Annotated in this window: 1 protein-coding gene and 1 pseudogene; both read right to left on the bottom strand. The window is 76.9% G+C overall.

The genetic code is table 11. The features are described 5' to 3' along the window. Nucleotides 1-239: pseudogene (locus tag FV230_RS29000) on the bottom strand (peptidase P60); the annotation flags it as partial. 11 nt (nt 240-250) lie between these two features. Beyond that, on the bottom strand, nt 251-680 hold a 430-nt coding region (locus tag FV230_RS28995; RefSeq protein WP_187275674.1), incomplete at its 5' end, for a phage BR0599 family protein.

The raw sequence follows: 680 nt of genomic DNA, 5'->3' as shown, positions 1-680 counted from the left end.
AGGTGGCGGGCGGCGGCCTCCGTCAGCGGGTCGGTGCCGGGGGCAGCCGACTCCGCCCAGGTGCCGGAATAGGGCGGCGGCGCCTCGGGCTCGTCGCCCAGAAGGCCGCGCCAGACGCCGCGCAGCAGGCCGAGGCAGTCGCAGCCGACGCCGATCAGCGAGGCCTGGTGCCGGTAGGGCGTGCCCAGCCAGAGCCGGGCCTCGGCCGCGACCGCGGCACCGTCGAGCGGGTCGCGCATGGGGCGTCCTTTCAGCGGAACAGCGAGCCGCCGTCGAGGCCGGGACCCGCGCCGGGGGCGTAGCGCACGACGAAATCGTTGCCCGGCATGTGCGGGAAGCCCTGGAAGTTCAGGGCGTTCGCGAAGGTGCCGCGGCAGGTGGCGAGGCGCTTGTCGCAGCCGGCGACGAGGGTGAAGGCGTCGCCCGGCGCGATGCCGCGCGGCGGCGCCTCCCACAACTCGATCAGGGTGCCGAGATGCGTGCGCACGTCGCCGGACAGGCCGGCATTGGCGCCCGCGGTCCAGCTCAGGCGGCCGCCGCTGAACAGCCCGTCGGCGAAGGTGCCGGCGACCGCCGCGGCCAGGGTGCCGGGCTCCGGCAGGCCGTCGACGGTGCCGTCGGTGCGGAACCGCGCGACGTCGACGCCGCAGCGGGCGTCGCCGAGGTCGGCGCCGCAGGTG

The sequence above is a fragment of the Methylobacterium sp. WL6 genome, assembly GCF_008040095.1.
GTDB lineage: Bacteria > Pseudomonadota > Alphaproteobacteria > Rhizobiales > Beijerinckiaceae > Methylobacterium.
This window is presented reverse-complemented; position numbering and strand designations above follow the sequence as displayed.